General features: G+C 34.1%; 19 protein-coding genes. 6 read left to right on the top strand and 13 right to left on the bottom strand.

Annotated elements, in window-relative coordinates; all coding sequences use genetic code 11:
* Positions 1-100 precede the first annotated feature (100 nt).
* A complete protein-coding gene (gene glyA, locus GKZ88_RS03470) occupies positions 101-1,375 on the bottom strand; it encodes a serine hydroxymethyltransferase (protein ID WP_155101000.1) in 1,275 nt (424 codons plus the stop codon).
* 109 nt (positions 1,376-1,484) lie between these two features.
* Here glyA and fahA point away from each other — a divergent pair, with 109 nt between their 5' ends.
* On the top strand, positions 1,485-2,768 hold the full coding sequence (gene fahA / locus GKZ88_RS03465) for a fumarylacetoacetase (RefSeq protein ID WP_155100999.1): 1,284 nt from the start codon (positions 1,485-1,487) through the stop codon (positions 2,766-2,768).
* A 147-nt stretch (positions 2,769-2,915) separates the two neighbouring features.
* On the opposite strand, the gene GKZ88_RS03460 is transcribed toward fahA, so the two are convergent.
* Entirely contained in the window at positions 2,916-3,956 is a 1,041-nt protein-coding gene (locus tag GKZ88_RS03460) for an agmatine deiminase family protein (RefSeq protein ID WP_155100998.1), read from the bottom strand.
* Between the two features lie 187 nt (positions 3,957-4,143).
* On the opposite strand from GKZ88_RS03460, the gene GKZ88_RS03455 reads away from it, so the two are divergent.
* The 3 genes from GKZ88_RS03455 (at position 4,144) to GKZ88_RS03445 (ending at position 8,908) form a co-directional block, all read left to right on the top strand.
* Positions 4,144-5,661, top strand: coding sequence for a choice-of-anchor I family protein (locus GKZ88_RS03455; protein ID WP_155100997.1), 1,518 nt, complete (start codon positions 4,144-4,146; stop codon positions 5,659-5,661).
* A 201-nt stretch (positions 5,662-5,862) separates the two neighbouring features.
* Positions 5,863-7,122, top strand: coding sequence for an OmpA family protein (locus tag GKZ88_RS03450; protein ID WP_155100996.1), 1,260 nt, complete (start codon positions 5,863-5,865; stop codon positions 7,120-7,122).
* Between the two features lie 529 nt (positions 7,123-7,651).
* Positions 7,652-8,908, top strand: a complete 1,257-nt coding sequence (locus GKZ88_RS03445) for an OmpA family protein (protein ID WP_155100995.1) — start codon at positions 7,652-7,654, stop codon at positions 8,906-8,908.
* Between the two features lie 295 nt (positions 8,909-9,203).
* Here GKZ88_RS03445 and GKZ88_RS03440 read toward each other — a convergent pair whose 3' ends face one another.
* From GKZ88_RS03440 to clpB, 4 genes are all read right to left on the bottom strand, one after another.
* Positions 9,204-10,094: a carbon-nitrogen hydrolase gene (locus GKZ88_RS03440; protein ID WP_155100994.1), complete on the bottom strand. Its 891-nt coding sequence runs from the start codon at positions 10,092-10,094 to the stop codon at positions 9,204-9,206.
* A 179-nt stretch (positions 10,095-10,273) separates the two neighbouring features.
* Positions 10,274-10,684 carry a hypothetical protein gene (locus GKZ88_RS03435; RefSeq protein WP_155100993.1) on the bottom strand — a complete coding sequence of 137 codons (411 nt, stop codon included), beginning with the start codon at positions 10,682-10,684 and terminating at the stop codon, positions 10,274-10,276.
* A gap of 332 nt (positions 10,685-11,016) precedes the next feature.
* On the bottom strand, positions 11,017-11,901 hold the full coding sequence (locus GKZ88_RS03430; RefSeq protein ID WP_155100992.1) for a DUF808 domain-containing protein: 885 nt from the start codon (positions 11,899-11,901) through the stop codon (positions 11,017-11,019).
* Between the two features lie 356 nt (positions 11,902-12,257).
* The gene (gene clpB, locus GKZ88_RS03425; protein WP_155100991.1) at positions 12,258-14,867 is read right to left on the bottom strand and encodes an ATP-dependent chaperone ClpB; all 2,610 of its coding nucleotides are present in this window, start codon (positions 14,865-14,867) and stop codon (positions 12,258-12,260) included.
* Between the two features lie 205 nt (positions 14,868-15,072).
* Here clpB and ytxJ point away from each other — a divergent pair, with 205 nt between their 5' ends.
* A complete protein-coding gene (gene ytxJ, locus GKZ88_RS03420; protein ID WP_155100990.1) occupies positions 15,073-15,462 on the top strand; it encodes a bacillithiol system redox-active protein YtxJ in 390 nt (129 codons plus the stop codon).
* Between the two features lie 104 nt (positions 15,463-15,566).
* Here ytxJ and GKZ88_RS03415 read toward each other — a convergent pair whose 3' ends face one another.
* Both GKZ88_RS03415 and GKZ88_RS03410 read right to left on the bottom strand, forming a co-directional pair.
* A complete protein-coding gene (locus GKZ88_RS03415) occupies positions 15,567-16,733 on the bottom strand; it encodes a hypothetical protein (protein WP_155100989.1) in 1,167 nt (388 codons plus the stop codon).
* Entirely contained in the window at positions 16,730-17,728 is a 999-nt protein-coding gene (locus tag GKZ88_RS03410) for a DUF2157 domain-containing protein (protein ID WP_155100988.1), read from the bottom strand. The genes GKZ88_RS03415 and GKZ88_RS03410 overlap by 4 nt, the downstream gene beginning before the upstream one ends.
* Before the next feature lie 241 nt (positions 17,729-17,969).
* Between GKZ88_RS03410 and GKZ88_RS03405 the strand changes: the two genes are divergently transcribed.
* Complete coding sequence (locus GKZ88_RS03405) at positions 17,970-19,289, top strand: T9SS type A sorting domain-containing protein (RefSeq protein ID WP_155100987.1); 1,320 nt, start codon at positions 17,970-17,972, stop codon at positions 19,287-19,289.
* 61 nt (positions 19,290-19,350) lie between these two features.
* On the opposite strand, the gene argH is transcribed toward GKZ88_RS03405, so the two are convergent.
* From argH to proB, 5 genes are all read right to left on the bottom strand, one after another.
* A complete protein-coding gene (argH, locus tag GKZ88_RS03400; protein WP_155100986.1) occupies positions 19,351-20,631 on the bottom strand; it encodes an argininosuccinate lyase in 1,281 nt (426 codons plus the stop codon).
* Between the two features lie 139 nt (positions 20,632-20,770).
* A complete protein-coding gene (locus GKZ88_RS03395) occupies positions 20,771-21,841 on the bottom strand; it encodes a M20 family metallo-hydrolase (protein ID WP_155100985.1) in 1,071 nt (356 codons plus the stop codon).
* A 255-nt stretch (positions 21,842-22,096) separates the two neighbouring features.
* A complete protein-coding gene (gene argB, locus GKZ88_RS03390; protein WP_155100984.1) occupies positions 22,097-22,873 on the bottom strand; it encodes an acetylglutamate kinase in 777 nt (258 codons plus the stop codon).
* 94 nt (positions 22,874-22,967) lie between these two features.
* The gene (locus tag GKZ88_RS03385) at positions 22,968-23,915 is read right to left on the bottom strand and encodes an N-acetylornithine carbamoyltransferase (RefSeq protein WP_155100983.1); all 948 of its coding nucleotides are present in this window, start codon (positions 23,913-23,915) and stop codon (positions 22,968-22,970) included.
* Positions 23,916-24,003: 88 nt separating this feature from the next.
* Entirely contained in the window at positions 24,004-24,765 is a 762-nt protein-coding gene (gene proB, locus GKZ88_RS03380; RefSeq protein WP_155100982.1) for a glutamate 5-kinase, read from the bottom strand.
* Positions 24,766-24,793: the final 28 nt, after the last annotated feature.

Below are 24,793 nucleotides of genomic sequence, written 5' to 3'. Positions count from 1 at the left end.
GTCCAAAGTCTAAAGTCGAAAATAAAAAGTCTTAAAAGCAAAAATCGAAAGCCAAAAATAGACTTTTGACTTTCGACTTTAAAAACTTTAGGACTAATTTTTAGTAAGCAAAAATCGGTCTTTCGCTCATTAATTCGTTTACTTCTTCAGCAACTTCTTCAATAACGTCTTCGTTTGTATGATCAGCAAGAACTTTATCAATTAAAGCTACGATAGTTTCCATATCTTTTTCAACTAAACCACGAGTTGTGATTGCAGCTGTTCCAACACGAATTCCAGAAGTAACAAATGGTGATTTGTCATCAAAAGGAACCATGTTTTTGTTTACTGTGATTTCAGCTTTTACTAATGCATTTTCAGCTTCTTTACCAGAAATGTTTTTATTTCTTAAGTCAATAAGCATCATGTGGTTATCAGTTCCGCCAGAGATAATGTTGTAACCTCTTTTTACGAAAGCATCAGCCATTGCATTTGCATTTTTTTGCAATTGCATTGCGTAAGTAAAGAACTCATCTTTTAGTGCTTCACCAAAAGCAACTGCTTTAGCAGCAATAATGTGCATTAAAGGTCCGCCTTGATTTCCAGGGAAAACCGCTAAATCTAATAATGAAGACATCATTCTGATTTCTCCTTTTGGAGTTTTTAAACCTTGTGGGTTTTCAAAATCTTTCCCCATTAAGATCAAACCTCCACGCGGTCCTCTTAATGTTTTGTGAGTTGTTGTAGAAACAATATGACAATGTGGAATTGGATCGTTTAATAATCCTTTTGCAATAAGACCTGCAGGGTGAGAAATATCAGCAAATAAGATTGCTCCTACACTATCAGCAATTTGTCTGAAACGCTCAAAATCCATATCACGAGAATAAGCCGAAGCTCCAGCGATGATTAATTTTGGTTGTTCTTTAGTTGCAATTTCTTGGATTTTATCATAATCTAAACGGCCAGTTTCAGCATCTACACCGTAAAAAACTGGACGGTATAAACGACCTGAAAAGTTTACAGGTGAACCGTGAGTCAAGTGACCACCGTGAGATAAATCGAAACCTAAAATAGTATCACCAGGATTCAAACAAGCATGATAAACAGCAGTATTTGCCTGAGAACCTGAGTGTGGCTGTACGTTTGCGTATTCAGCACCAAATAATTCTTTAGCTCTGTCAATTGCAATCTGCTCAATAACGTCAACTACTTCGCAGCCTCCGTAATATCTTTTGCCAGGATAACCTTCAGCATATTTATTAGTTAAAACAGAACCAGCTGCCTCCATTACTTCGTCACTTACAAAATTCTCAGAAGCAATAAGTTCTAGTCCGTGAATTTGTCTTTCTTTTTCCTCTTGGATAAGATCAAAAATTTGTTCGTCGCGTTGCATTTTTTCGTTTTTCGTTAATTTGATGCAAAAATACAAAAAAACGTTTGTCATACAGTTAGATTATGATATATTTGACATGTAATTTTTCAACAAATAATTAACATCTAACATGCCGATAACCGCCAACGATACCAAAAGAAAATCATGGTTAGAAGTACCGCAAAATAGCGACTTCCCTATTCAAAATATTCCTTTCGGTGTATTTCTTACTAAAGAAAATGTCGTTACAGTAGGAACTAGAATTGGTGATTTTGCTATAGATTTAGGGGCTTTACAACAGTTAAACTATTTTGAGGGAATAGATTTAACCGATGATATGTTTATGCAGGACACGCTGAATGATTTTATTTCTGACGGAAAAAAAACATGGCGATTAGTCCGAAATCGTATCGCTGATATTTTCGACGAAAACAACCCACAGCTTAGAGATTCAACAAAAGACCGCGATATTGTTATTTTTAATATTGACGATGTCGAGATGCAATTGCCTGTTTTAATTGGCGATTATACCGATTTTTATTCAAGTAAAGAACACGCTACAAACGTAGGTAAAATGTTCCGTGATCCAGAAAATGCTTTATTGCCAAACTGGCTTCATATTCCGGTTGGATACCACGGAAGAAGTTCTACAATCGTTCCGTCTGGAATTCCGGTTCACAGACCAATGGGACAAACAATGCCTGCTGGTGGCGATTATCCTGTTTTTGGACCTTCTCGTTTAGTAGATTTTGAGCTTGAAACTGCTTTTATTACTACTGATGTAAATATTATGGGAGAAAACATCCCAACGTATGAAGCAGAAGATTATATTTTCGGAATGGTTTTATTGAATGACTGGAGTGCGCGCGATATCCAAAAATGGGAATACGTACCACTTGGACCATTCTTAGCTAAAAACTTTGCAACATCAATTTCTCCGTGGATTGTGACTATGGATGCTTTGGAACCTTTTAGAACAAAAGGACCAAAACAAGATCCGTCGCCGCTTCCTTATTTGCAGACTAAAGGAAAAAAAGCTTTTGATATTCATTTAGAAGTTTCAATAAAACCTGAAGAGGCTGAAGAAACTATTGTTTCGCAATCCAATTTTAAATATCTATACTGGTCAATGGCACAGCAATTAGCACATCATACTTCAAACGGATGTCGTGTAAATTCTGGTGACATGATGGGTTCAGGAACTATTTCAGGACCAACTCCGGATAGTTTTGGTTCGATGTTAGAATTGACTTGGGGAGGAAAAAATCCGCTTACCTTAAAAGATGGAAGCGAGCGTAAATTTATTGAAGATAACGATACGGTAATCATTAGAGGTTTCTGCGAAAATGCGGAAGTAAGAATTGGTTTTGGAGAAGTTGCAAGTCAGCTTTTACCTCCATTTATCAGACCGTGAAGAGCAAATAAAGTATCTGAAGAGATATAGAAATAAAAAAACCTTGGTTGTCGCCAAGGTTTTTTTTATGATTTATTTTGCCACAGATTAAAAGATTAAAATGATTCTCTAATCTGTGAAAATCATTTAATCTTTGGCTAATATTTTTTAAGCCGGAATCTGCTGGCTTAAGCAATGTAAAGTTCCGAATCCCCAGATGAAATCAATACAGCTTATTCCTATTACCTCTCGATCAGGGAAACATTCTGACAATATATTTAAAGCTACACGATCGTTGCTGTCGTTGAACGTTGGTACTAAAACGCAATTATTCAGAATTAAGAAATTAGCATAACTTGCCGGTAATCTTAAATCTTCAAAATCAACACGTTTTGGCATTGGTAATGCAACAATTGTTGGCGATTTTCCATCTTCTAATTTTGCGTTTTGCAAGCGTTTCAAGTTATCCTGAAGAGGTTTATAATTTGAATCGTTTTTATCTGTTTCAACAATAGTTACAATCGTATCTTCATTTACAAATCGGCATAAATCGTCGATGTGTCCGTGTGTATCATCTCCTTCGATTCCATCTCCAAGCCAGATAACATTGGTCACTCCAAGATATTCTTTAAAAACCGCTTCGTAATCTTCTTTAGTAAAACCTTGATTTCTAACCTGAATTGTCGGGTGCATTAAACATTCTTCAGAAGTCAACAAAGTTCCTCTTCCGTTTACATCAATTGCACCACCTTCGACGATTACCGGCTTTCCTTTATACATAACCTGCGTTAACGGAACATCAATAAAATCAGCCACTTTTCCCGGAACAAATTTATCTAACTGATAATTTTTATATTTTGCCCAGCCATTAAAATTGAAATTCAGCGCTTCTCTTTTTGAACCATTTTTTACAATAATCGGACCCGAATCACGCATCCAGCTTCTGTTGGTTTTGTGAATGATATAAGAAACGTTTTTGATATTTACACGAGCTCTTTCAAGCATTTCGGCAACTTTTTCTTTTAGTTTTTCATCGGCTACGACCAAAAAAACAGTTTCAAAAGTGGCTACTTTTTTAATAAATTCTACAAAAGCCCATTGAACAGCTTCATATTTTCCCGGCCAGTCATTGCCATTATGCGGAAAACACAATACAATTCCTTGCTGTTTTTCCCATTCTGCTGGAAATCTTCTATTATTTGTTGACATAAATAGGTTCTAATTTTGAAAGTGTACAAAGATAAGCATTCATTAGGATTTTGAAACATCTGCTTGAAAATCCTATGTAATTTCACAAAAAATATCTTGCAAAAATTAAGTTAAAGATTAAATAATGAAGGCTTAATATATAAAAAAGTTCTCCTATCTACTTTTGGCAGAACTAAAAACTATTAAAATGAAAAAATTAACTATCTCATTATTAACAGCTTTACTAATTATGACGAGCTGTAATAACGATGAAAATTCAAACAATGAACCTGAAGTTACTGTAAATGAAAATCCGGGAACTTTTAAAGAAATTGGTTCGATCACTATTGGCGGAGAAGCGGCGGCTGAGATTTCGGCTTACTGCGAAAAAACGAAAAGACTTTTTACAGTAAACAACAGTGGTGTAAATCAAATTGATATTATTGATATTGCTGACCCAACAAAACCAACTAAAATTGGTAAAATTGATTTAACTGCTTACGAAGGCGCTGCAAACAGTGTTTCGGTTTTTGACGGAAAATTGGCTGTTGCCTTAGAATCAACTGTTAACAAACAAGGAAACGGAAAAGTAGTAGTTTTCAACACATCAGATTATAGCTTAATAAAACAAGTTACTGTTGGTGCTTTGCCAGATATGATCACTTTTTCTGCTGACGGAAAATTTATCATGACTGCTAATGAAGGCGAACCAAATACCGACTATTCTCAAGATCCAAACGGAACAATTTCGATTATCGAAACAAGCACTTATGCGGTGACAACATTAGATTTCAGTTCTTTCAGCGGTCAGGCTGCAACTTTAGCAAAAGACGGTTTCAGAATTTCTAAAGTTGCTAAAAGCTTTGCTCAGGATATTGAACCAGAATACATTACTATTTCTGATGATTCAAAAACTGCTTGGGTAACTTTACAAGAAAATAACGGCGTTGCAAAAGTTGATTTAACTTCTAAAACTATTACAGCAATTTATCCTTTAGGTCTAAAAGATTATAATACTGCAGAAAACGCTATTGATGTGAGTGACCTTGATGACAAAATTGCTTTCAATCCGTGGAAAGTAAAAGGAATGTATATGCCAGATGCAATTAGTCATTTTACTTCTAATAACATTCCTTATTTTGTTACTGCAAATGAAGGCGATGCAAGAGAATATACAGCGAACACAGATATTAAGAGAATGAAAAGCTTTAAACTTGATGCAACAATTTTCCCAGATGCAGCTGCTTTAAAACTAGATCCTAGTTTAGGCCGATTAAATCTTGTTGCCGATATGGGAGATACTGACGGTGACGGAGATTTAGACGAAATGGTAAGTTTTGGTGCAAGATCTTTCTCAATTTGGAATGGAAATACAGGAAAAATTGTTTTTGACAGCAAAAATGATGTTGATAAAAAAACAAATGAATTAGGAACTTACGATGACAAACGAAGCGATGATAAAGGTTCTGAACCAGAAGCTGTTGTAGTTGCTAAAATGGGAAATCAAAACATTTTATTTGTAGGCCTTGAAAGATCTGATGCTTTTATGACTTATGACGTAACAAATCCTACTTCACCTCAATATTTACAAACTGTAAAAACAGGAGATGCCCCAGAAGGAGTTTTGTTTATTCCTGCTTCAAAAAGCCCTACTAAAAGAAGTTTATTAGTAGTAAGCAGCGAAGGTGACGGAAGCATAAAAATCTATCAGCCAGACTTAAAATAGATTTTACTTTAATAAAGAAGAAAAGGACAAAATATAAATTTTGTCCTTTTTTTTGCTTCATAATTTTGATTTCGTTAACGATTTTACATAATAAAAAGCCAAAAGGTGGAAATTATGTAACAGCAAATAGAACACATTCTAAAATCCACCGCATAATTTTGTCATGAGTTTAAAATGAAAACCAAACTAAATTTGAATATCATGAAAAAGAAATTATTTTCCCTGTCCTTTTTAATAGCAGCGTTTTCTGTAAGCGCCCAAAATATGACGACCACTACCGCCCCAACTGTTGATCAATCACAATACAACAAATGGTCTTTAGAATTAAATGGCGGAGTTAACAAACCAATGCGAGCAATGACGTCAGGTTATTCTACTTCAACATTAAATCCGTTTCATGCTGATTTGGGTGTTCGATATATGTTTAGTCCAAAGTTTGGTGTTAAGTTAGATGTTGGTTACGATCAGTTTAAAGAACGTGACAACACACCTGATTTTGAAAGCAGATACGTAAGAGCAAGTATCCAAGGTGTTGTAAATATTGGACGCGCTTTGAATTTTGAAACTTGGACCAATACCATTGGCGTTTTAGCACACGGAGGTTTTGGGGTTTCTCAAATCAGCACTGAAACCGGCCCAGGAGGTCAGGATTATATGGGACATGGAATTCTTGGTTTAACGGGACAAATCAAATTAAGCAATAGAGTTGCTTTGACTGGTGACCTTACCGGAATTGTAAACGGAAGACAAAACTGGAACTTTGATGGAATGGGAAATACAACTACCGGTTCATTAGACGGAGTTTTATTAAATGCTTCAGTTGGTCTGACTTTCTACTTAGGTAAAAATGAAAAACATGCTGACTGGGTTGGCGAAGAAGACAGAATCAGTGAGCTTGAAAAAAGAGTGGACTTAGTTGAAACTGGACTTTTAGACACTGACAAAGATGGTGTTGCTGATTTATATGATTTAGAGCCAAATAGTATTGCAGGCGTCGCTGTTAACACAAAAGGTCAATCTATTGATACCAATCAAAATGGTGTACCTGATGAGCTGGAAAGCTACTTAGACAAAACTTACGAAAAGAAAGGTGCTGGAACTGCTACAAACAATACAGTTGAAGAATTGATCAACGGAGGTTATGTTAATGTTTATTTCGATTTTAATTCGGCTAAACCTACGAATGCTTCATTGTCTGGAGTTGATTTCTTAGTGAAATATTTGAAAAACAATCCGGGAAAATCAGCAGATATTATTGGTTATGCGGATGAAATTGGAAGTTCAAACTACAACACTGAATTATCAAGAAAAAGAGCTGAAGCGGTGAAAAAAGTAGCTATAAATGCTGGAATCGATGCTTCTAGACTGAATGTAATTGCTAACGGAGAAGACACTTCGGTTAACAAAAATTCTAAAGAAGCACGTCAAATCGTGAGAAGAGTTACTTTCCAAGTGAAATAAACTTCATAAAAATATTTTAAAAAAGCGGTTTCAAAAATCTTGAAATCGCTTTTTTTTGATCCTAAATTTAAAATAATTGCTATCGCCTTTTTCAGATATTTTTTCACACAGAAAACAATAAAAAAACCTTTGTTTCGTTTATACCTAAAATGATTAAAATTGAGATTTTTTGTATTTTTAAAACCTTTAAAAAAAAGTGACAGTTCTGGGAAAATTGGTTCATTATCTTCTTAAAAAAGATCTTTTTAATCGAATTTTATTAATTATATGCAGCGAATAAACACCTATCGCTAGCACACTTATGTAAAAAAAGAAATATTATTCTTACCAATAAAAGCGTAAAAAAAGAAAAAAATTAACATTTTTTTCTTTTTTTTTTAAGCTATCTACCTAATTTTAACTTATTTACGTTAAAAACTACAAAAAAAAAGAAAATATATTACTTTTTTTTAAAGCTATTATTTGCTTCAACTTCTTATTTTTGCACCGACTTTAAACTAAATATAATTATAATTATAAATTTAATACGATGAAACAAAAATTAGCATCTATCTTACTTTTAGGTCTATCATTTGCAGCAAATGCGCAAAATGCTAGTACCTCAGAAAAGTCTCCTGCGACAGAAACTTATAATAAATGGTCTATTGAAGTTAATGGAGGAGCAAATAAGCCAATTAGAACATTTACTAAAGGTTACTCTACTGAAACAGTAAACTTTTTTCACGCTGACTTAGGTGCAAGATATATGTTTAATACAAAATTTGGTTTGAAATTAGATTTTGGTTACGATAAATTTCAAGAACGCAATAATACTCCTAATTTCGAAACTACTTACTTAAGAACTGACCTACAAGGAGTTATAAACTTAGGAAGAGTTTTAAATTTTGAAACTTGGACAAATAGTATTGGTTTATTAGCACATGGTGGTTTTGGAATTTCTAAATTTAATTCGAAAGACGGTTACGATCAAGACGACTATCTAGTAAATGGAATTGCAGGTTTAACTGCACAGGTTAGACTAAGCAATCGTGTAGCTTTAACTGGAGATCTTTCAGGAATTATTCACGCTTCACAAAACCAAAGCTGGGATGGAATGAGTAATGCAAGAGTTGCTACTATTGACGGAATCTTATTTAACGCATCTTTAGGTTTAACTGTTTATTTAGGTAAAAGCGAAAAGCATGCTGACTGGGCTGCTGAAGTAGATACTAAATACAATTCTCTAGAGCAAAGAGTTGCTACAATTGAAAGCGGTCTTTTAGATAGCGATAAAGATGGTGTAGCTGATTTTTACGATTTAGAGCCTAACTCTATTACAGGTGTTGCTGTAAATACAAAAGGACAATCAATTGATAACAACAAAAATGGTGTTCCTGACGAATTAGAAAGCTATCTAGAAAAAACATACGGACAAAACGGAAAAACTGTACCAAACAGCACTCTTGAAGATTTAATTAACGGAGGTTACGTAAATACATATTTCGACTCTAATTCATCTAAACCAACATATACTTCATTATCTGGTGTAGATTTCTTAGTAAAATACTTGAAAAACAACCCAAGCAAATCAGCTGATATTATTGGATATGCTGACGAAATTGGAAATACTGAATATAACCTTGAATTATCTAGAAAAAGAGCTGAGGCTGTTAAAAGCATAATTGTAAGCGCTGGAATTGATGCTTCAAGACTTAATGTAGTTGCTAACGGAGAAGATACATCTGTTAACAAAGATTCTAAAGAAGCACGTCAAATCGTGAGAAGAGTTTCTTTCAGAGTGAAATAATCTTTACAACACAAATTAAAAAGGGCGGTTTCGGAAAAATTCTGAAACTGCCCTTTATTTTTTTTTTATAGTAAAACCTAAAATGATTATCATTTGCTCTTGCAATTAAAGCACAATCATAAATTCTTATTGGCTCTGAAAAAACCAACTTAAAAATCATTTTCCTACCAATAAAACATTTACACGAGCATTTTACTATAACTAGTATATATTCGAAGCTAAGTAATCTTAAAATTAAAAAGGCGAGTTCATCAATTTGAACTCGCCTTTTTAATTTATTTAAGATAAAATTTAATTATCTATCTATTGCTCTTTTTGTAATATCTCCAAAAGCATCAATTCTTCTATCTCTAAAGAATGGCCAATTTTGACGAACATTTTCCTGTAAATCTAAATCAACTTCAGCAATTAAGATTTCTTCTTTATCGTGTGAAGCCTGAGCTAAAATTTCTCCTTGTGGTCCAGCAATAAACGATGCTCCCCAAAATTGAATTCCCTCAGTTCCTTCAAGATATTTTTCAAGACCAATTCGGTTTGCTGCTGCAACGAAAACGCCATTTGCTACTGCATGACCTTTCATTACGTTCATCCAAGCTCCATATTGGTTTTCTCCGTATTGTTCTTTTTCTTTTGGATGCCATCCAATTGCTGTTGGATAGAATAAAACTTCTGCTCCTTTTAAAGCTGTTATACGTGCCGCTTCTGGATACCATTGATCCCAGCAAATTAAAGTTCCAACAGTTCCTTTTTTAGTTTCTATTGCCTGAAAACCTAAATCACCTGGCGTAAAATAGAATTTTTCATAAAAATGTGGATCGTCTGGAATATGCATTTTACGGTATAAACCAGCTTCTGTTCCATCTGTATCGATGATATAAGCACTGTTATGGTAAATTCCAGCCATTCTTTTTTCGAAGAAAGGAACAATGATTACTACTCCTAGTTCTTTTGCCAATTCGCTGAAAGCTATAAACGAAGTGCTGTACAAAGGTTCTGCTAATGCAAAATTGTCAACATCTTCACTTTGGCAGAAATAATGGCTGCTATATAATTCAGGAAGCAAAATAACTTCAGCACCTTGGCTTGCAGCATCTCTTACCCAACTGATACATTTTTTTAAATTGTTTTCGGCAACATCATTCAGATTTAACTGAATAACCGATATTTTATATTTTCTTTTCGGCATGACATAAAATTTAGAGTGCAAAAATAATACTTTTTAAAGGATTGGCAAAGTCTATAACTTTTATATAACACAGAAGAAGCAATGCAATGAATCAAAACAAAAACCATTTCACATCAATTTAAAATTTAAACTTTTGCAAAATGGCTTTCAACCTAAAAAAATATCAACTAAGAAGGTTGTTATTCGATCACTACTTTTTGAGTAAGGAATTCAGTTTCTGATTTTCTGAATTTAATTTCGATAGTTCCTTTTGCAGTTGCTTTGAATTTGTAAACTGTCTTTTTAGGATCTGGAACTTGTTGTGTGCACAATTCAGATGGATATTTTGCTACAACTTGTAATCCTTTTGTTTCGCCAATTGTAGTTTCAGCAATTTTATCGAATTCTCCACAAGCATTATCTACTAAATACGTAACGTCATAACTCAATTCGTCGTTTACTTTTCCTGTTGCAGGACCTTCAATTTTAGTAACAAATGCCGTTTTTGTTTTAACTGTCGATTCTGCGTTGTCATCGTCGTTGCTGCAAGAAATTAATACAGTTGATAAAAATAATACTACTAAAACTGATTTTAATCTAAACCTTTTCATATAAAATAATAATTAATTGTTAATTACTATGAAGATGCGGCATAGTTGCAAAGGTTGCTTGGGCGAAATGTTAAATAGTTTTATTAAAAACTCAAACAATTGTAAATCAAAAGCTTATTCTTTGAAAATATTTTTAAAAAAGACCTATATTTCTTATGAAAATATAAATTTCTCGCTTAGCCCCGATAGCAACGACATCCTTTTATGGTGGGGTTCACCATAAAAGATATAGTGGATAGCGGGACATAAGTTGTTTTGAAAAAAGATATTTCTGCTGCAAAAAAAAAACACCAGCCTCGAGACTGGTGTTTTTATATTTTTGAATGCAATAACTAAACTGCTGGTTCTTTCTTTTTAAATATTTTTTTGAACAGATTTACGATTCCTAAAACAACAAAACCTAGAATAAGTCCGATTGCGAACTCTTTTATTATCGATGGAAAATTAGGCAGTAAATGGTGGAAAAATTCAATATTATGTACAAATAATCCTCCAGCCACTAAAATCAAAGCAATTGTCCCGATTACGGTTAAAGCTTTGATAACTTTTGGAAGCGCCTGAACTAAAATATTTCCAACAAATTTTAGAATTCCGTTTTCTTTTTTACTGATCTGTATTAGTTTAAAACCTGCTTCATCCATACGGACAATAAGTGCAACGATGCCATAAACGCCAATTGTAGCAATTACTGCGATGATTGAAACTACTATTATTTGCTGTGAAATAGGTTTTCCGATTACAGTTCCCAGCGCAATGATTACGATTTCGACAGACAGAATAAAATCGGTTAAAATTGCTGATTTAATTTTTCCTTTTTCGGCTTCTAAAATTTCTTCTTCGGTAAAAGTTTCATTTGTAATTCCTTCTGATTCTTCGTGTGAATGCGGAAAAATAAATTCATATATTTTTTCGGCTCCTTCATAAGCTAAAAATAATCCCCCAAGAACCAGAATTACCATAATTGCTATGGGAAAAAAAGCACTTAAAAGAAATGCAATTGGCAAAATAATGATTTTATTCAATAAAGATCCTTTGCTGATTGCCCACAATACAGGAAGTTCTCTAGATGATGCAAATCCAGAGGCTTTTTCGGCATTTACAGCCAAATCGTCTCCTAAGATTCCAGCTGTTTTTTTAGCTGCAACTTTACTCATTACTGCAACATCGTCCATAATTGCTGCGATATCATCTAATAGTACAAAAAACCCTGATGCCATTCTGTTTTATTCTTTTAATTTTTAGTTGTGCGAATCTAACACTTTTTATCCTAATTTCTTAGCTGAAAATTGGATTTAATTCTAATGGCATTGTCCTAATAACGCCCATATTATTACAAAAATAAGTATTGTACTGAAACAACCTCCACCTAACTTTTTTGCGCCATATCCTGCGATTAATCCTCTAAAAATATTGTTCATCGTTTTTTGATTTTAAGTTACTGTAAATTTGAGAATTATAGTTTAGATTTTATTTATAATACTTTTAAAAAAAGTTTCAATATTTATAGATGGAAACAAAAAAACACCAAATCATTTCTGACTGGTGTTTTTTGAACATTAAAATATTTAGAAATTTATTCTGCTGTGTGGTTGTGTGTCTGATTTCTGAAAACCAGATTTCCATCAAAGGCATCAATTAAAATAATGCTGTCTGTAGTTATATTTCCAGCCAGAATTTCTTTTGACAACTGATTAAGTACTTCTCTCTGAACCACACGTTTTACTGGTCTTGCTCCAAATTGAGGATCATATCCTTTGTCTGACAAATAAGCAATTGCTTCTGGAGTTGCATCCATTGTAATGCCTTGAAGCGCCAGCATTTTTGTAACGCTCTTCAATTGAAGGCTCACAATTCTTGAAATATTTTCCACAGTAAGCGGTGTAAACATCACGATTTCGTCAATACGGTTTATAAATTCCGGACGGACAGTTTGTTTTAATAATCCTAAAACTTCTGTTTTGGCCGCTTCTGTTGCTGCTTCTACTCCACCTTTTAGATTTTCAAATTTTTCCTGAATAATCTGGCTTCCCATATTAGAAGTCATGATGATAATTGTGTTTTTGAAATCGGCAAGACGACCTTTGTTGTCTGTCAATCGGCCTTCATCAAGAACCTGCAACAAAATATTGAACGTATCTGGATGCGCTTTTTCGATTTCGTCTAACAAAATAACAGAATATGGTTTTCTGCGAACGGCTTCAGTCAATTGACCGCCTTCATCGTAACCTACATATCCTGGAGGCGCACCAACTAAACGGCTCACACTGTGGCGTTCTTGGTATTCACTCATATCGATACGCGTCATGGCATTTTCATCATCAAAAAGATATTCGGCCAAAGCTTTTGCTAATTCGGTTTTACCCACTCCTGTTGTTCCTAAGAATAAGAATGTTCCAACTGGTTTTTTCATATCCTGTAAACCAGCACGGCTTCTGCGAACAGCATCACTCACCGCTTCAATTGCTTCTTCCTGACCAACTACACGTTTGTGCAATTCATCTTCCAAATGCAATAGTTTTTCTCTTTCTGTCTGAAGCATTTTCATAACCGGAATTCCTGTCCATTTTGCTACAACTTCTGCAATATCTTCTCTAGTTACTTCTTCTTTAATTAAAGAATTACCCGATTGGAATTCCTGCAGTTGTTTTTGCAAAGCGTCTTGACGTTCCTGCGCTTCTTTTATTTTTCCGTAACGAATTTCGGCAACTTTTCCATAATCACCATCACGCTCTGCACGTTCTGCTTCGTATTTAAAGTCTTCTATTTCTAGTTTTACAGCCTGAATTCCGTCAACGATATCTTTTTCAGATTTCCATCTTGCGTAGATTTCGTTGCGTTCTTCTTTTACGTTCGCCAAATCCATTCGAAGGATTTTCAGCTTGCTTTCTTCATTCTCACGTTTAATAGCTTCAATCTCGATTTCCAGCTGCATGATTTTACGATCCAAAACATCTAATTCCTCCGGTTTTGAATTGATTTCCATACGCAGTTTTGAAGCCGCTTCGTCCATTAAATCGATCGCTTTATCTGGTAAAAAACGGTTTGTAATATAACGTTGTGAAAGTTCAACAGCCGCAATAATCGCTTCGTCTTTGATCTGAACTTTATGATGCGTTTCGTACTTTTCTTTGATTCCACGCAAAATTGAAATCGCACTTTCAGTATCAGGTTCGTCGATTAGAACCTTTTGAAAACGTCTTTCAAGCGCTTTATCTTTTTCAAAATATTTTTGATATTCATCTAAAGTTGTAGCACCAATTGCTCTTAACTCACCACGAGCCAAAGCTGGTTTCAGGATATTAGCAGCATCCATTGCGCCTTCACCTCCACCCGCACCTACAAGCGTGTGAATCTCATCAATAAAAAGTACAATATCTCCTTCTGCAGATGTTACTTCTTTTACAACCGATTTTAAACGCTCTTCAAATTCTCCTTTGAATTTCGCTCCAGCAATCAAAGCTCCCATATCTAATGAGAAAACGATTTTATCTTTTAAGTTTTCTGGAACGTCTCCATCCACAATTCTGTGCGCTAAACCTTCTGCAATTGCTGTTTTACCAACTCCAGGTTCACCAATTAACATTGGATTATTTTTTGTTCTACGAGTCAAAATCTGCAATACACGTCGAATTTCTTCATCACGGCCAATAACAGGGTCCAATTTTCCTGTACGTGCTAATTCATTCAGGTTTTTAGCGTATTTGTTTAGAGAATTGTATGTTTCTTCAGCTGAAGTTGATGTTACTCTTTCGCCTTTACGTAATTCTTCTATAGCTGCTTTCAGACCTTTTCCGGTAACGCCCTGATCTTTTAAGATCTGAGAAACTTTACTTTTTGAGTCAAAAATTGCTAGAATTAAATGCTCGATCGAAACGTATTCGTCATTCATTTTCTGAGCGATAATCTCCGCTTCGTTTAAAGCTTTATTTGCATCTCTGGAAAGCAAAATATCACCTCCTGAAACTTTTGGAAAACTCTGAATTGTACTGTCTAAAATTTGCAAAAACAATGGCACATTTACATTTAATTTTTTTAAAATAAACGGCGCTACGTTTTCATCAACTTCAAAAATTGCTTTGAAAATGTGTTCATTTTCAATTTGCTGCTGGCCATTTCGCTGTGCTAATTGTTGCGACAACTGAATGGCTTCCTGCGATTTAATAGTAAATTTGTTAATATTCATATTTTTTCGATTTGATTGATTTTAATTGTTTGATATTCAATAAGATTAAAGTTACGATTTATAGAGCTACATTTTTAACTCAAATAATCTAACTTTGTAATCGAATAGACAAATTATATTCCACAGTAAAAACAAAGACAAAATGACCTGAAAATCATGATTTTTATCAGATTTAGCTGTCAAAAAGTCATAAAACAAGCCAAATATGAGTTTTTTTAATTCAATCTTCGGAAGTTCAGAGAACTCAGAAGCTCCAAAAAGTAAAATGAACTGGACAGAATTAACAGATATTCTTCAATTAATGGAAATTGAAGCGATCTCTAAGGAAAAACCAGTTGTGATTTTTAAGCACAGCACAAGATGCAGTATCAGCCGAATGGCGCTGAAACAATTTGAAAGAGAATTTGATCTTGAAGAAGTTGTTGATGCTTATTTTTTAGATTTAATCGCGCATCGTGATATTTCAAACGAAATTGCGAATCGATTTGGTGTTTATCACGAATCTCCACAATTAATTTTAATTAAAGATGGAAAAGCTGTTTACGATGTTTCACACAGCGATATTGATGCTGAAGCGTTGAAAAGCAAAGTGTAAATTATTTTGTTCCAAAATGATTTATTGTAAAATGTGAGATGCGAGTGTAAAACTATGCATCTCACATTTTACATTTATAATTCATAATTAACAATTTATAATTACTAAAAATTTCCTTCTGATCCGCCTCCGCTAAAACCTCCGCCTCCAAATTCCATTGGCGAATCTTGTGGTTTTACTTCTGGCTTCATTCCAAAAGTTGAAGCTACAACCAAAGCTTCTGCGTTTAAAAGTGCATCTGAATGATTTATTCTATCTGGTTTAAAGGTTAAACCGCTTTCTTTTTCTTTTAATTTTTTAATTGAAAAATACGCTATTGCGAATAGTACAAGTCCGCCAAGAGTCAACGCTACTTCAATTGGCAATACCGCATAATAAAATCGAATTGTATAAATAGAAAATCCAATTGCTAAAAAGCTGATCCAAAGCATAATTCTATCTTTAACTCTTAAAGCTTGCACTAAATAAATAATTGGAACAATAAAAGTAAAGGCATAAAAGAAAAACGCAAATGGAATATCTGTTCCTGGTTTTACTTCAGTTCCCAAAAGTGAAGCCGAAAGTTCTCTTACCACCAAATAATTACAGGATAGATAAAACAATATCAGACAAAAACTATTCGCTAATAAAAGCCCGTTATAATAATAACTTTTGGTTAATTTATTTATCAATTTCTTGGTCAAAAAATAACAAATCACTGCAAAAATCATCGCTGTGAATGGTAAAACAGCTTTTCCAATTTCACCAAATTCAAACATTTGAAAGAATAAAAACGCGGTAATTGAAAAACAAAAAACCAGCATTGAAAGCAAATGCAGGTATCTTAAAAACATATAGATTGAGGCTGTTGCCATAAAAAAAGCTATAACAGACTCGTAGCCGTCGGTAGTAATTCCGATAGCAAATCCAATATTTAAAATGGCACCTAAGATAAATGCATCATCTAATCCATGATTATGATAATTTTGTTTTGCCAGCAATTCTGAACCTGCAAAACCAATAGCAGCAAAAATATAACAGCATATATTAAAATAAGCATTCTCGGCATGCATTCCAAAAATAGAAATAGCACCGCAAATCGAACCATATAAAAAACTGCCTAACAAAAAGAATCCAATTCTAACTAGAATATTATCCTGGCTTTTAAATACAGGCAATTCCTTTTTTATAAATTTCTTTTGTTCATTACTTATAAAACCGCCTTTGCATAAGGCAGCAGCTTCATCGACCAAAATTTCATTATCTAACATTTTTGTATCGTACACTATCATTCTGCAATTTGTTTATGAAAGTTTTTAATTAATTTAATGAACATTACGATTGACCCTATAAAATAAATTGGTAATAAAAAGACAAATAATTCCCAAATATCAGAGAAATCAACATTCTCAAAAAGCCTTGCCAAAAATATATTAGCGCCAATATAACCGTAAACAATCATAAAAACGTAGAGAGACATTGCCTTAAATTGGTAACTAATTTTATAAAAATAAAAAGTTGAACACGCTAAAACACACGCAAAAATCATCCAAATTAAAATATCATGATGCAATAAATTACTTATTGCTGCAATACTTATTATATGCAAAGCAAAGGTCAAAAAGATTAAACTAAAATGAGTTTTAAGGGAAATTCGGTTACTGTAAATTGTCCATAGAATCAGTACAACTCCAAGCATAACTGCACAATAACTCAAACTCTCACTGGAATAAAAATCATTGTTTTTTAATAAATCCTGAGGCGTTACAGAAAGTCCGACATAAGCCGCCAATCCTGTCACAGCAATCGTTAAGACACTTTTATTATCAAAATAATAAGCACAGAAGAAACTCACTATTGTCGGCACCAAAGTGGCTAACCCATAATGCTCTCCAAAAGGTTTGTATTGAAACTGAAGATAGCCGATAAAAATACAGGTAAGAATATTAGCTGCTAATACTAAATATTCTAAAACAGGATGATCAAAAGTTGTTTCTGTTTTTTGAAAACCTTTAGCGTTTTTAAAACAGTAATAAAAGCAGACAGCAATTACAATTAAAAGAAGGGAAAGAATTGCAATATGGCCAATACTATCTATATTTTTATAGATCAATACTCCAATTCCCGAGGTGAAAAGCAAAACAGATAAATACAGGAAAAACTTCAACTCTGCATTTAAGGAAAAAATAGTCAGCCCACGATAGGCAGTTATTTCCTCATATTGATTTTCAGTAATCAGCTTCTTATCCAGAAGCTGTTTTGTATTCTCGCTGTCAAACTTATTCATGGGCAGTTATATAAAAGTACATTTCAAAAATAGTGTTTTTTTGATTCAATAAAATTATACTTGTAAAAATAATCTCGCTAAAAACAAGATCTTCCCTTTATTATAAAAGACACCTAATTTACCACGAACTTGAATTCTCTAAACAAAAAAACAGTTTAAATTTTAATTAATTACATTTATGTAATCGATTACATTTTATTATATATTTGCAATACGAAACCACCTTAACAAACCACAAAAAATGAAATCAAAATTAATTGTATTATTTCTAATAGCTAGTGTGAATCTTATTTCGGCACAAAACTATTTTATGACATCACCTGAAGGATTTGGCGCCAATGCAACCGGCGGTGGAAATGCTACTCCTGTAACCGTTTCAACTTATGCCGATTTGACTGCAAAACTCAAATTAACCACTCCACAGGTTATTTTAGTTTCGGGAACCATAAATTTTACGTACACCAGTTTATTGATTAACGACAAAACCATTATTGGCCTCCCGGGAGCAAGATTAGTGAGCACGGATCAAACCGCTGCAGGCTCTGGAATTTTAAGTATAAAACCGGGATCAAATAATATTATAATCCGAAATTTAATATTCGAAGGCCCTGGTGCTTACGACGTTGACGGCCATGATAACCTTACTTCCGAAGCGACAAATTTATGGGTTGATCACTGCGAATTTCAAGACGGCATGGACGGCAACTTCGACAACAAAGGCGCAGCAGACAATGTGACTATTTCTTGGACGAAGTTTACTTATTTAAAAGCTCCAAAATCTGGCGGTTCTGGCGGAGCCGATGATCACCGATTTACCAATCTAGTGGGTTCAAATAAAAGCGATGCACCTGCTGACGGCCATTACAGCATTACTTTTAAAAACTGTTATTGGGCAGAAGGATGCAAGGAAAGAATGCCAAGAGGCAGAAATGCCGAACTTCATATTTTAAATTGTTATTACAATACTTCAGTTTCAGGTTCTTTAGCAATTGGTTTAGGCGGAGGTGATAAAAATTCGACTTGTTACGTTGAAGGAACTGACTTCGCTAAAATTGGAACCGCTTTTAAAAACTACATCAGTACCGATGGTGGAACTGTTGGAATCACGTTTGTCAATTCTTTAAAAGCTTCAGCAGATTATGGTGATGCTGTTGCAAAACCTTCTTATAGCTACACCACAATTCCTGCTGCTGATGTTGCTGGTTATATTACTAATACCTCTTGTGGAGCCGGTGCAACGCTTTTGGTTGGTGCAGATGGAAAAATATCTTCAAGTTGTACAAATTTAGGACTGGGTGAAAAAAAAAGTCCAGACGTAAATCTTGACTATTATCCGACCGTTATAGACAGCATTTTAAATATCAAATTTTCAAGTTCAGAAAATGGAACGGCTTCTATAAATGTGTTTTCTTCGAATGGAGCAAAAGTATTTACAAAATCAAAAAGCATCACTCCTGATGAAAAGCTGGAATTAAATCTGGGAAATCTTGCAAAAGGAACTTATGTCTGTAAAATTCAAATTGAAAACAGAACAAAAACTTTTAAGATCATCAAAAATTAAATTCATAAAAAAACCGATTTGTATTTGATACAAATCGGTTTTTAAATTTTAGCAATTCTTTTTAAAAAACTGCTTTCATTTTGTCTTTAATAGCATCAAGGCATAAATTATTAATACTGCCTTCATGTGTGTGTTTTGTTTCTTTTGGCGATTTATATGTTCCTGCTTCCAATTGTTCAGCAACGGCCTTGTATGCATCTCTAAACGGCATTCCTTCAACAACCATTTCATTTAAAGTATCAACTGTAAACAAGTAATCGTATTTTTTATCTTTTAAAATATTATCTTTTACGGTAATATCTTTTACAGAGAAAATCGCAATATCCAGACAAGATTTTAAGGTTTGAATTGCCGGAAACAATCCTTCTTTTAAAAGCTGTAAATCTCTGTGATAACCGCTTGGAAGATTATTGGTAATTAAAGTGATTTCGTATGGAAGCGCCTGAATCTTATTGCATTTTCCTCTGATTAATTCGAAAACATCTGGGTTCTTTTTATGAGGCATAATGCTTGAACCTGTTGTAAGATGTGCAGGCAAGCCAATAAAATCAAAGTTTTGGCTCATATACAAACAAACGTCCATGGCGAATTTTGATAACGTTCCAGCCACACTTGTCATCGCAAAAGCTACTGTTTTTTCTGCTTTTCCACGGCTCATTTGTGCAGCAACAGCATTGTATTTTAAGGTTTCGAAACCTAACTCCTGTGTTGTAAATGTTCTGTTGATTGGGAATGAACTTCCGTAACCTGCAGCTGATCCTAACGGATTCTGATCTACAATTTTAGAAGCTGCATTTAACATCGTAATATCATCAATCAAACTTTCAGCGTAAGCAGAAAACCACATTCCGAATGAAGATGGCATGGCGATTTGCAAGTGCGTATAACCTGGCAATAATACATTTTGATGCTTTTCTGCCGATTCCATTAACAAGTCAAACAATGTTTTTACCTGTTCTTTTATCGCTTTTAATTCGTCTTTTAAATACAAATGAACATCCACTAAAACCTGATCGTTACGAGAACGAGCGGTGTGGATTTTCTTTCCTGCATCGCCTAGTTTTACTGTTAAAAGATATTCGATTTTAGAATGTACGTCTTCGAAACTGTCTTCGATTTCGAAATTTCCAACTACGATATCAGCGATGATTTCGTTTAGGGCTTCAACCAAAGAAGTAGTTTCTTCTGAAGTTAATAATCCAATTTGCCCTAACATTTTGGCGTGCGCGATTGAACCTAAAGCATCATATTTTGCTAAAACTAAATCCAGTTCACGGTCATTTCCAACGGTGAATTGCTCGATTTGTTTATCTGTTGGTATTCCTTTTTCCCAAAGTTTCATAGGTCATGTTTTTTTTCGCCACGAATTCACGAATTATTTTTTTCGAATCTTTGCGATTATTTTTTTTGAATTAATTCGAATTAATATTTCGTTTAAATAATAAAAAAACAATTCGTGAATTCGTGGCGGTTTTTCTTTTTTATAATTTAAAGAAATCGCTTAGTATTTTGATATACAAATCGACTCCTTCTTCAATTTCATTTACAAAAATAAATTCGTCTGCTGAATGCGAACGTAACGTTTCTCCTGGCCCTAATTTCAAAGACTGACAGCTTAAAACTGATTGATCTGAAAGTGTTGGCGATCCGTATGTTGTTCTTCCTAAAGCAATTCCGGCCTGAACCAAACCGTGCGCAACGGGAATAGACGATGCATTTAAATGCATAGATCTTGGCGTTACTTCTGCGTTTACATTGGCTTTAACCACTTCCAAAATTTCAGCATTTGTATAACGGTCTGTTACACGAATATCTACTACCAAATCACATTCTGACGGCACGACATTATGCTGTTTTCCCGCATTAATCTGCGTTACGGTCATTTTTACAGGACCTAAAACGTCTGAAATTTTGTCGAATTTATAGTTTTTAAACCATTCCATTACCGGAATTGATTTGTATAAGGCATTATCATCATTTTGGTGCGCGGCGTGGCTTGCGGTTCCTTTTACTTTTACATCTAAAACCAATAAACCTTTTTCGGCAACGGCTAATTGCATTAATGTTGGTTCGCCTACAATAGCGCAATCTAGTTCTGGTAAATGTTGTAAAACGCTGTTTAAACCATTTTTCCCACTGCTTTCTTCTTCGGCGGAAGCCACAATAACAATATTATGTGACAAATTTTGATTTTCGTAAAAATGAACAAACGTTGCTAATAATGAAACCAGACATCCTCCAGCATCATTACTTCCTAATCCGAATAATTTACCGTCTTTTTCAATCGCTTTAAACGGGTCGTTGGTGTAAGCCTGATTAGGTCTTACGGTATCGTGATGTGAGTTTAGCAAAAGTGTTGGCTTATTTTCGTCGAAATATTTGTTGAAAGCCCACACATTGTTGTTTTCTCTTTTGAAAGGAATCTCGTTTTGATTGAACCAATTTTCGATTAACAGAGCCGTTTGGTCTTCTTCACTTGAAAATGAAGGGGTTTCGATTAGGCTTTTTAATAAACTAATTGCTTCTTGGGTAAGCGCTGCAATATTTTTCATAGTTATGGTTTCTTTGCCACGAAGGCTCGAAGTCACAAAGTTTTTTAATTAAATGTGACATTTTTTATTTGCGCAAATTTCTAAAATTAAAATTTAAAAGTACTGCACAGCTCTCTTTTTTTGCCACTAATTGCACGTATTTCACAAATTATTTTTTTATCTCAAATTTAAAATCAAAATAAACTTTTTAATGTACGTCTAAAATTATTTTCTCTTTTAACAGAGAAAATAAGTGTCAATTCGTGGCAACATTTTTTATAATGTAATCGTTGTATGCAGAACATCTGGATTTTGAAGCATTTTATGATGTCCAATTTTGATTTTCTGTACGCCTCTTGATAAACTATTGAAACAGTTATCCAGTTTTGGAATCATTCCAGAATGGATTACTTTTTCTTCTTTTAGTTTATGGTATAATGCTTCGTTTATTGCTGTTATTACAGATGAATCGTCTTCTGAATCTTGCAAAACGCCTTGTTTTTCAAAACAATACGTCAGCGTCACATCAAAAACTTCAGATAATGCAATTGATAATTCGCTTGCAATTGTATCTGCATTTGTGTTTAACAATTGTCCGTTTTTATCGTGTGTAATCGCGCAGAAAACAGGAACAACTCCAGCTTCTAATAAAGTTGCCAGTAATTTGGTGTTAACTTGCTTTACATCGCCTACAAAACCATAATCGATTGTCGGGTGATTTCTTTTTGTTGACTGAATCAAATTTCCGTCAGCTCCAGAAAAACCAATTGCATTGTTGTCTTTTGCCTGCAATTGTGCTACAACATGTTTGTTGATTTGTCCTGCATAAATCATGACCACAACGTCAAGCATTGGAGCATCTGTAATGCGGCGTCCGTCAATCATCTGCGGAACTAAACCAATACTCTGCGCCATCTTTGTAGCTGATTTTCCACCGCCGTGAACTAAAACTTTATAGCCTTCAATTTTAGAAAAATCGGTTAAGAATTGTTCTAACTCTGCTGGATTATCGATGATGTTTCCACCTATTTTTATTACGGTAACTTTCTTCATAAGATTCTAAGGTTCTGAGATTCTAAGATACTAAGTTTTTGCGCAAAGTTTCTTAGCATCTTAGTAGCTTAGAATCTTAGCAACTTTAAAAAATTTATATTTTTTTCAAAATCTTCTGTAAAACTAATTGTGCTGAATACGTTCTGTTATTCGCCTGTTCGATTACGATTGAATTTTCTCCGTCTAGAACTTCATCGCTTACAATTACGTTACGACGAACTGGAAGACAGTGCATGAATTTTCCATTGTTGGTTAGCGCCATTTTTTCGGCTGTAACGGTCCAATTTGGATCGCTGTTGGTTACTTTTCCATAATCGTTGAAGTTGCTCCAGTTTTTTACGTAAACGAAATCGGCATTTTCGAAAGCTTTGTTTTGATCGTATTCGATTTTGCAGTCTTTTGTGATTTCTGGGCTTAATTCGTAACCTTCAGGATGTGTAATTACAAAATCCATATCTTTTTGCATCTGCATCATTTCTACGAAAGAATTGGCCACAGCCTGAGGCAATGCTTTTGGATGCGGCGCCCACGAAAGTACCACTTTTGGTTTGTGTTTTGTTTTGTGTTCTTCCATCGTAATCGCGTCTGCCAACGACTGCATCGGATGACGAACGGCACTTTCCATGTTTACAATTGGCACCGTTGCATATTTCAAAAATCCTGAAATAACGGTTTCCGCATAATCTTTTTCTTTGTCAACCAAACCTGCGAAAGCACGAATAGCGATAATATCACAGTATTGTGAAACGACTTCTGCCGCTTCCTTAATATGTTCTGAAGCACCAGAATTCATTACTGCTCCGTCTTCAAATTCTAAAGTCCATCCTTCGTTGGTAAAATTCATTACCATAACGTTCATTCCTAAATTTAAAGCCGCTTTTTGAGTACTCAAACGCGTTCTTAAACTTGGATTGAAGAATAACATTCCTAAGGTTTTGTTCTTTCCTAAACTTTGATTTTTAAGCGGATTCTTTTTGATTTTAATCGCACTTTTTACCCATTTTGATAATGAGTCGATATCTTTTATTGAAATATAATTCATGTCTTTTTTAATTAATTTAGATAATGTGATAATTAGAAAATTGGATAATTGTGCATTATCTAATTAACTAATTTTCTAATTGACTCATTTAGATTATTTTCGTAAACGGAATTTCGTTTTTTAATGCCTTTAAAATAAAATTATCATTTAATCCATTTACAATCCAGGTTTCGATATTGGCTGCTTTTGCTATTCCAGCTGCTTCAATTTTGGATTGCATTCCTCCTGTTCCGTGTGATGATTTTGATTCACCTATTTCTTTTTCTAAAACTTTTAAATCGTTTACCAGTTTAATTGTTTCCGGAATTTCATCGTGAATCGAATCTTTCGTATAGATTCCGTTTGTATTGGTAGCAATGATCAGAATATCAACATTTAATAGAACCGCTGTTAAAGCCGCTAATTTATCATTATCACCAAACCGAATCTCATCTGTGGCAACGGTATCATTTTCATTGATAATCGGAATGTAATTATTTTTAACTAATACATTAATGGTATTGACAATGTTCTTTTTGGTCTGCTCTTTTTCGAAATCAGAATAAGAAAGTAAACACTGCGAAGTATTTAAACCTAAATCCTTAAAATTTTCATTGTAAATCCGCATTAAATGGGGCTGTCCGATAGAGGCCAAAGCCTGTTTCACGAAAACATCTTTATCCTGATTATCCAGTTTTACAAATTGTTTTGCTGCCGCAATTGCTCCTGAACTCACTATGATAAACTCATATTCGTCGTTTAAAGCCGCAATCTGTATTCCCAGGTCTTCAATCTTTCCCCGCGAAATATGATTGGTTTCCTTGGTTAAAGTATTACTTCCTATTTTTAATAAAATCCTTTTTTTTGACATGTTATCTTTTTTAACCGCAAAGGGCGCA

Source organism: Flavobacterium sp. LC2016-01, assembly GCF_009711135.1.
GTDB lineage: Bacteria > Bacteroidota > Bacteroidia > Flavobacteriales > Flavobacteriaceae > Flavobacterium.
The sequence above is the reverse complement of the archived record's forward strand: the minus strand, read 5'-3'. Positions and strand labels throughout refer to the sequence as shown.

What these genes read in the sequence shown, in the direction of transcription:
- glyA (WP_155101000.1), bottom strand. Translation starts at nt 1,375, where the DNA reads ATGCAACGCGACGAACAAATTTTTGATCTTATCCAAGAGGAAAAAGAA.
- fahA (WP_155100999.1), top strand. Translation starts at nt 1,485, where the DNA reads ATGCCGATAACCGCCAACGATACCAAAAGAAAATCATGGTTAGAAGTA.
- GKZ88_RS03460 (WP_155100998.1), bottom strand. Translation starts at nt 3,956, where the DNA reads ATGTCAACAAATAATAGAAGATTTCCAGCAGAATGGGAAAAACAGCAA.
- GKZ88_RS03455 (WP_155100997.1), top strand. Translation starts at nt 4,144, where the DNA reads ATGAAAAAATTAACTATCTCATTATTAACAGCTTTACTAATTATGACG.
- GKZ88_RS03450 (WP_155100996.1), top strand. Translation starts at nt 5,863, where the DNA reads ATGAAAAAGAAATTATTTTCCCTGTCCTTTTTAATAGCAGCGTTTTCT.
- GKZ88_RS03445 (WP_155100995.1), top strand. Translation starts at nt 7,652, where the DNA reads ATGAAACAAAAATTAGCATCTATCTTACTTTTAGGTCTATCATTTGCA.
- GKZ88_RS03440 (WP_155100994.1), bottom strand. Translation starts at nt 10,094, where the DNA reads ATGCCGAAAAGAAAATATAAAATATCGGTTATTCAGTTAAATCTGAAT.
- GKZ88_RS03435 (WP_155100993.1), bottom strand. Translation starts at nt 10,684, where the DNA reads ATGAAAAGGTTTAGATTAAAATCAGTTTTAGTAGTATTATTTTTATCA.
- GKZ88_RS03430 (WP_155100992.1), bottom strand. Translation starts at nt 11,901, where the DNA reads ATGGCATCAGGGTTTTTTGTACTATTAGATGATATCGCAGCAATTATG.
- clpB (WP_155100991.1), bottom strand. Translation starts at nt 14,867, where the DNA reads ATGAATATTAACAAATTTACTATTAAATCGCAGGAAGCCATTCAGTTG.
- ytxJ (WP_155100990.1), top strand. Translation starts at nt 15,073, where the DNA reads ATGAGTTTTTTTAATTCAATCTTCGGAAGTTCAGAGAACTCAGAAGCT.
- GKZ88_RS03415 (WP_155100989.1), bottom strand. Translation starts at nt 16,733, where the DNA reads ATGATAGTGTACGATACAAAAATGTTAGATAATGAAATTTTGGTCGAT.
- GKZ88_RS03410 (WP_155100988.1), bottom strand. Translation starts at nt 17,728, where the DNA reads ATGAATAAGTTTGACAGCGAGAATACAAAACAGCTTCTGGATAAGAAG.
- GKZ88_RS03405 (WP_155100987.1), top strand. Translation starts at nt 17,970, where the DNA reads ATGAAATCAAAATTAATTGTATTATTTCTAATAGCTAGTGTGAATCTT.
- argH (WP_155100986.1), bottom strand. Translation starts at nt 20,631, where the DNA reads ATGAAACTTTGGGAAAAAGGAATACCAACAGATAAACAAATCGAGCAA.
- GKZ88_RS03395 (WP_155100985.1), bottom strand. Translation starts at nt 21,841, where the DNA reads ATGAAAAATATTGCAGCGCTTACCCAAGAAGCAATTAGTTTATTAAAA.
- argB (WP_155100984.1), bottom strand. Translation starts at nt 22,873, where the DNA reads ATGAAGAAAGTTACCGTAATAAAAATAGGTGGAAACATCATCGATAAT.
- GKZ88_RS03385 (WP_155100983.1), bottom strand. Translation starts at nt 23,915, where the DNA reads ATGAATTATATTTCAATAAAAGATATCGACTCATTATCAAAATGGGTA.
- proB (WP_155100982.1), bottom strand. Translation starts at nt 24,765, where the DNA reads ATGTCAAAAAAAAGGATTTTATTAAAAATAGGAAGTAATACTTTAACC.